The sequence below is a fragment of the Microcoleus sp. PH2017_05_CCC_O_A genome, assembly GCF_020738785.1.
Lineage (GTDB): Bacteria > Cyanobacteriota > Cyanobacteriia > Cyanobacteriales > Microcoleaceae > Microcoleus.
The window spans coordinates 1-6,778 of sequence record NZ_JAEQCB010000224.1; the positions used below are offsets into that span (position 1 = coordinate 1).

General features: G+C 46.6%; 7 protein-coding genes and 1 pseudogene. 5 read left to right on the forward strand and 3 right to left on the reverse strand.

What is annotated here, in order from left to right; genetic code table 11:
• Nucleotides 1-336 (forward strand): annotated as a pseudogene (locus tag JGK20_RS31920) (hypothetical protein); the annotation flags it as partial.
• Nucleotides 337-343: 7 nt separating this feature from the next.
• On the opposite strand, the gene JGK20_RS31925 reads toward JGK20_RS31920, so the two are convergent.
• The 3 genes from JGK20_RS31925 to JGK20_RS31935 are packed head-to-tail and all read right to left on the reverse strand — an operon-like array spanning nt 344 to nt 1,958.
• A complete protein-coding gene (locus tag JGK20_RS31925) occupies nt 344-1,075 on the reverse strand; it encodes a hypothetical protein (protein WP_293205066.1) in 732 nt (243 codons plus the stop codon).
• A 3-nt stretch (nt 1,076-1,078) separates the two neighbouring features.
• On the reverse strand, nt 1,079-1,411 hold the full coding sequence (locus tag JGK20_RS31930; RefSeq protein WP_293205063.1) for a hypothetical protein: 333 nt from the start codon (nt 1,409-1,411) through the stop codon (nt 1,079-1,081).
• 7 nt (nt 1,412-1,418) lie between these two features.
• Nucleotides 1,419-1,958 (reverse strand): site-specific integrase, encoded by a 540-nt coding sequence (locus JGK20_RS31935; RefSeq protein WP_293233483.1) that lies wholly within the window; start codon nt 1,956-1,958, stop codon nt 1,419-1,421.
• 242 nt (nt 1,959-2,200) lie between these two features.
• On the opposite strand from JGK20_RS31935, the gene JGK20_RS31940 reads away from it, so the two are divergent.
• The 4 genes from JGK20_RS31940 to JGK20_RS31955 all read left to right on the forward strand — a co-directional run.
• Entirely contained in the window at nt 2,201-2,746 is a 546-nt protein-coding gene (locus tag JGK20_RS31940; protein WP_293233485.1) for a hypothetical protein, read from the forward strand.
• On the forward strand, nt 2,743-3,570 hold the full coding sequence (locus JGK20_RS31945) for a hypothetical protein (protein ID WP_293233487.1): 828 nt from the start codon (nt 2,743-2,745) through the stop codon (nt 3,568-3,570). The genes JGK20_RS31940 and JGK20_RS31945 overlap by 4 nt, the downstream gene beginning before the upstream one ends.
• Nucleotides 3,563-5,662 (forward strand): hypothetical protein, encoded by a 2,100-nt coding sequence (locus tag JGK20_RS31950; RefSeq protein ID WP_293233489.1) that lies wholly within the window; start codon nt 3,563-3,565, stop codon nt 5,660-5,662. Before JGK20_RS31945 ends, JGK20_RS31950 begins: the two co-directional genes overlap by 8 nt.
• Nucleotides 5,655-6,778, forward strand: a 1,124-nt coding sequence (locus tag JGK20_RS31955; protein ID WP_293233491.1) for a hypothetical protein, incomplete at its 3' end; no start/stop codon positions are given. The genes JGK20_RS31950 and JGK20_RS31955, both read left to right, overlap by 8 nt.

Consider the following 6,778-nt stretch of genomic DNA (forward strand, 5'->3'; position numbering starts at 1 on the left):
GAGGCGATCGCCCCTGTCGAAGTTGATACAGAATCAAATTCCCCAAATGATTCTGTATCAGAGGCGATCGCCCCTGTCGAAGTTGATACAGAATCAAATCCCTCAAATGATTCTGTATCAGGGTGCAAAGCTATATCCACCTACCGACCGCGTGGCACGGCCCGTAGTGGCGAATACTTCCGATTCTCCTACCGCGATGGTTCGCGTATGCGCCACATTCACATCCGCGGGGGAAATACGGATTCGCCGATCGCGCAGGCAAGAGTTGAGGAAGTGCGATCGCTCTTGGCTGCTGGAATTTCAGCAGTGGAAGTAGTGGGAATGCTTCGGAGGTAGCCCCTTTTTACGAACGGTACGTAATCAGTGCAGAAAATGGCCGGGATACGAGACTCGCCGACTGATCCGCAACATTAGTGATAAATAAATTGGCTCCGATTACGGCCCAGTCAAAGCGATGTCTTGTTGCTCCCAGGCCATTTAAATTATTTGCCTGCACAATCGCTCCGGACGTTGCCCGGACAATGACCTGCACGGATACAATTTTGGCAGGGTCGAGTCCATGGGCGATGTTTACGCCTAGTCCTTGCTCGGCTGCGGTAGTACCCTCAATCAGCCTTGTTTTTATTGCCACCCCGCCGTCAAGCATCAAACCATTTGCATTGCCAGCAGTCTTCGTTCCAATATTTCCATCATGGATTAGCGCTGCGTTCAGTCCGTCGGCGCTTTGAAGACGAAGCAATTCATTTCCGTAGCCAAAGTGATAGAGGCTTACGGCTGATATCCCTCCCTTGTGAAAGGCAAGAATGGGGTTGCTACCGTTATCGGTTGTCAGTTCGAGGTGGTTACTACCTCCAAAAAAGCTTGTGTAAGTGATTGGCGGATTATTCTTTAAAATCCGCTGCCCTCCAGCCAGACTGAGGAATCCAGCCACTATTCTTGCCCACAGGCTAGGGTGCGGGTCAGTTTTTGCCTCGTGCGCGGCAATCGCCTGGGCTACTTCGGCGTCCGTCGCGGTTGTTGCCGGAAGATCCGCATCAGTAATCGTTTTCCGGTTCAAATCAATCAGTTCGCCCATTGATTAGATTAGCGTCCCCTCGGAAACTTGAAGAGAGGCCGTGCCTGACGCGGTGATAACAGAGATAACGCCTGTGTATCGAGCCGAGACAAAGTCTTCTTTCCAAAGGAAGCCTGAAGGAATCGGCGTGGTGTGAAGAGCCGGAGTTACTACAGATCCTTCCCTGAGGAAAACGGTGGCTGGGCCTGCGTTGTAAATAGAATAATTTGCCCTGTTCGCGTTAGCAGCAAGAGCCACAGCTACCGTTGTCGTGGCGGACACAGGAGCGACAGCATTGGCGCCGCGCAAGTCTTCGGAAATATTGACTACTGAGTTTGAGTTGACGTTGATTAGCATAATTTAGTTAAAAATTGGCGATCGCGTTTTTGCGCTGTTCTTCTGAAATTTCGATATACCGGCTCAACGATGCAAGACTGGCGTGTCCAGACAAGGACTTGATTAAACCCGGGCTACAACCGAGATTGTTTAATCGGGTGATGAAGCCCCTACGAGCCGAGTACAAGGAATACCCCTGATTTTCGAGCCCCGCTTTTTTCAAAGCCCGCCGGAAAGCTCGATCGATCGCCTGCCGACAAAGATGGTCATTTTTGCGAACGCGAGACGGAAATAAATAACCACTTTCCAAGCATTCAAAATCCCTAAGAATTTGTTCCAACTTGGGATGACAGGGGATTTCTCTAGTTTTCTTATCCTTCCTAGTCGTCGCGCTATAGAGTATTTCCGAGCGCACGATACGCCGGGATGGATTTACGTAAAATTGGGAGACCTGGCTTTTTAGAATGGCATCTGGTCTCTCACCAGTGTACCAAGCAATAGCTAAAAAGACCTTGTGAATTTCCGTAAATAAATGTTTGCTGATTAGTTCGTAACTGGCTTGATTCATGGGCGTAGCTTGCCCAAACCTAAATATTTTCACTTGTTGCTGTTTTCTTTGTACTGTTAGACAATTGACAACCTTTCAACACCCCTCTTTAGTGTATCCACTCAAAGCCTTGTTGGTAGGCGATCGCAAAATATTAAGAAGTTGCTCTTTTATCTAAAAGAGCAACTTCTTAAGAAAAAGTTCAAGTTCAATCAAGTGTCAAAAAGTTAATAAACTAGAAGCATATTTATGTTTCCCAAAAAATGACAGTACATACAGCCGGTGCCGGTGCCACAGTAACTGGCGTTTCTCAATCTGCCCCCACTGGGCCCGCCAGTAAAGAGCGATATGTTTACGGGTTGCTAGCAAAACTAGAACAAGAGGAAAACAATTTAACTAAAATTGCCGGTCGCACTGATTCCGTCACAATTAGCGTTAACTTGTCCACAAAAATAGCAACCGTATCGCTGGTGTTAAATACTCAGGCTGCTGCTGCTGTCACGGGGCAGTTTACTGCAACAGCAACCCATTACTTGACAGGTTCCACCTTCACCAGCGGAACTGGTGGCAGCAGCACGGCGCCGAACTTGTCTCAGGCAGTCATGCAGGGAATAGTAGATTTAAAGTTGTTAGAGCTAGACCCTGTTAAAAATCCAAATAACGCCAGTAACCTCCGTCGGTGTCAGCTTGTACTAGCCTCTTCAGGCGGTACTAATTCTACGTTTAGCGCCGATATAGATTTTCCTGTGGAAATTTTACAGTTGCCCGGTGGTGGTTCTGTAATCGAAGGAAAGGACTGGTTGCTGTGAGCAATAATTCACTTAGCGGGACGAGAACTTTCCGGCGCTCAATCACCAGCGCTGACGGCGCTAATATTATTGAAATTCTCAACTGCTCTGAAACTTTTGCCGGATACGCAGCATTAGAGTCTAGTTACTATATCGAAAAAAGTTTCTATTTAGAAACACTCAGTGGCGCTATTTATCTTCCTTCCTTAATTCAAGCTCCTTTTCCCGAACTATATCCTGAGATGAACTCGGCAGAAAAAATAGCCGAAATGCTGAAAATAGAAAAAGATTATCCCTTTATTGGATTGCGCTTTCATGCCCGCAAAGGCACGGGAGCATGGTCAACTTTATCAACAGCTAGGTTGCAAAATAAAGGTCGAGAAACCGCAATTCCATTCGTGATTCCATATCTAACTATTAACCAACTCAAACTACTTAGCCCTGATGACAGATTGGGAATTTCAATAATCAATTACGGCTCTGGTGTATTAGGAGCGGGCGATTATATTAATTTAGAAGGTGACTTTAGGTTCAACGTCGATTTAATAGCCAAACCAGTAAATAAGATTGTCGGCACTGCGATTCCTTACGGAATTAATATCCCCTCAACAGCCCCTACTAGGTTTAGGTTGGCTAATGCAAACAGGGCGATTTTCTATGCCACGAATACGGGGAATGCTGATATTTGGATTGCTGGCAATTCGAGCGTCGCGGTAGGTTCGGGAATCTACCTAGCAGCTAACGGTGGTGGCAATCTAACCGAGGAAACGTTGACAGGGGAACTTTGGGCGATCGCTGAGGGTAGCCCTTCTAGAATTTCTGGCATTGAGGCGAGCTATGTCTAGGGTTAGCTCCAAATCATCGCTTTCCCCCAGCGCCACCTCGGGGTCAAGTGCGATCGACCTCGGGAAGGATAGCGGCGTCAATATGGGGGAGAAAAGCCAAACCTCTGTAAGTACCGGAGGAATTGGAGTCACCCGCGAGGTAGCAAATATTGGGGGAGTTTCCGTGACTGGTGGAGTCAGTGTTGATGTCAGCCCGATTCGCCTAGATATCAGTGGCAATCCCGACTATGAAGATCCTTCAAAAAGCTCAATTTCAATAGGTGCCGGCGCAGAGGTTCCGGGCGGGGTTTTGGGTGTGAGCGGGGGAGTCACAATTAATACAAATACGGGGCAAGTAAAGGGCGGAAGTATTGGTGGTGAGGTAGTTGGAATTGGAATTAATATTTCTAAGTCTTCTGAAGGTGTAGGGGTCGGAATTTCATTGCAAATTCCGTTTACTCCAATTAGTTTTGAACTTGGATTTGAGTTTCCCGATAAGAAGGAACCAACACCAACACCAACACCAATACCAATACCAACACCAACTAACAACAAAATGCCTTCGGATTGGCAGCCATCAATTCCCTCGTCTCCAAACTCTTCTGTTCAACCCGGTCTGTACTATGTCCAAACTACAACTATTTCGGCTGATGGCCGGTATTGGTACGACGAAGGCGACGGCACGAGAAACTATCAAATTGTACCGCCTCAAACTGGAAAATTAAAACCACCTTTTGTTTCACCAAGTACGGAACCATCCATTTGTGTAAACGTTACTCAAGCAAATATTGATAAAATGATAGCCTATCCCGGGGGCGTTGTATTTGGCTCAGCAGGTAGTGACTGGGCGTATTTGAATGCAAATAAAATTACTCAAATACAAATATTTTCAGAGGCTAAATATTTGTCTCCTTTTGGGCTTGTCAGTCTAATCAGAGAGACATATTACCGACGATGCGTAACAATCGCTAATCCTTTTGTTCGGTCTGTAGTCCCTGGGATTTATTTTGTGAAAACTATCTATGCACCCAATATATACGATTATCCGAATGGCGCGGAGGGGTATACTTGGCAGTTTGACAATTACGAATTAATATCAAGAACCGAAGTAAAGTTAGTCAAATGTCGGGAAGCTTTACCGCCACCTATTCCCAACTCTCCCCCCAACCCACCACCTAGAAAAGAAATGGATGAATGCTGTCGCGACTCTATCAAATTGCTGCGCGAAATTCACAAAAGATTGGGAGTTAAAAAATTTCCCGGTGAGCTTCCCAGTACAATTATTCAAGAAGTCGAAAAAGGCCAACCAGCAACAGAGCCAGTTCAAGAGAAAATTGAGGACTTTGCCGACCTCTTGATGTGGATGTTCCAGCGGGATGACGAACGCTGGGGTCAATGGCAAATTCAAATCGACGTAAAAGATACCGATTTGACAAAAGAAGGTGACCAAGGCAAACAGATTAAATTCCCGAACTTGGCAGAGTCGATAGCCGAAATGGAAGGGCAACTACTGAGCCTGCAAGCCAACGTAGCAGCCCTTGTGGCTTTATCAACTCGCAATTTGTGCGAGTCTGGAATGGGTCGGCAAGAAGCAATCAAAGCTTACTTGGCAAGCATGGCAATCGCAAAATACATGAACTTCCCTTATGATGAATCGGACATTGAAATGCCATCAACGTTTACCCCAAAAGCCGAGTCAATTGATGAACTCATCAAAGAAAGCATAATCCACGTCAAAGGTATTGAGTACACAAACAAAGAAACGCAGCGAGATATTTTATTGGATTTATTGCAGTCAGCAGCAATTACTAGAGCGGTACATTGGCGGCAAGTCGATCCTAAAAAAGATATCAAATCACAAATTTTGGAATCAATTAAAGGTAGCGCTGACTTAAGTGACAAGCTAGAAAATCCTTTAGCAAAGGAGGACGATCCGAGTAAACCCAAGCATTCTAAAGATTGGGAAGACTTCCTCGATCAGGTAGAGGATGGATTTGGCTTTGAGACAGGAATCGAAGACGCGCAAACCCCCTACGGTCGATCCAGAGAGCGCAGACCGCGCATCAGACAGATTGGCGACAATATAGGTCAGGCAGGTAAACCAAATGGCTGATGCAATAAAAAAAATTGGTTTGGTTTTGCGCGACTTGGCTAGTCGCAAAATGCGGGAATCTTCGACTGGTGGCAATATTATCCGCACTTGGTCGGCAAGCGCCACAACAACTTCTCAAGATAAAGGATTCCTAGAATCTATTTGGGACGGTGCAACGCGATTCGTCGGATTTCTGGTATCAGGAGTTGTTCAATTAATTTCGTTTAGCTGGACTAAGCTGTGGAGTTGGATTGTCGGCGGCGTTCAATTTATTGCCAATTTCAATTGGAATATTAGCGACGAAAGTATCGACAAACAAATTGAGGGTTTGTGGGATGCTTTCGGTGGCCTCTTGGGCAGTGCGGTAGGGCGGGCGATCGGCTGGATAGGATGCGGTCTAGTTCCGGCTGCGGCCATTATGACTTTCAACGAAGCGCTGGCAACTCACTTGCTAAAAGAAGTTGGCGAGCAAGCCCTGGACGAACTGCTCGACGCCGCTAGTGAGGTAATTCAGGCTGGCTTTAGGATGGGGGTGCAAGCTTCATTCTTGTGGCTCTACAAAAACGTTAGGGCTGCATTAAAGAATCCAGCAAACCCCCTGGGAATTGCTCTTAGAGGCTTTTTTGGAAGCGAAAAAATAGATAAATGGGGAACGGGGGAAAGTTGGACAATTGCAGGTGCTATTGAGAATGCAATTGAATCTATCCCCAATACTTTTTTGAGGAATTTTGTTGAGGAAGCTTGGGAAGAAGGAACGGAGGCCTGTATAGAAGCCGGCTATGCCGTCGCGGGCGGCATTGATGCTTGGCTGGCAATGCAAAAAGTGGCAAACAATTCGGTGCTTGGTGTCGATCGCACCATAGAAATTACTCCAGATAGATCGGTTCCCGACGAACGCATTGTCTTGTCTGGCCCTGAAGCCGTGATGAGGCCGACTGTGGTCAACGTCTTAGCAACTCACCAAATGCTGGGCAATCGTGACGTGGGAGTTCTTATTAATGGAACTCCTGTTGACGACTACGTGCGGCCGAACTCTCAAGAACGCTATCTAATCATTGAATTCAAAGAAAAGCAGCAGCCGCCCTGGGTAATGCCGGACGGCAAACGAGCTCGCAAGCGACAGGTGACAATTCCCGA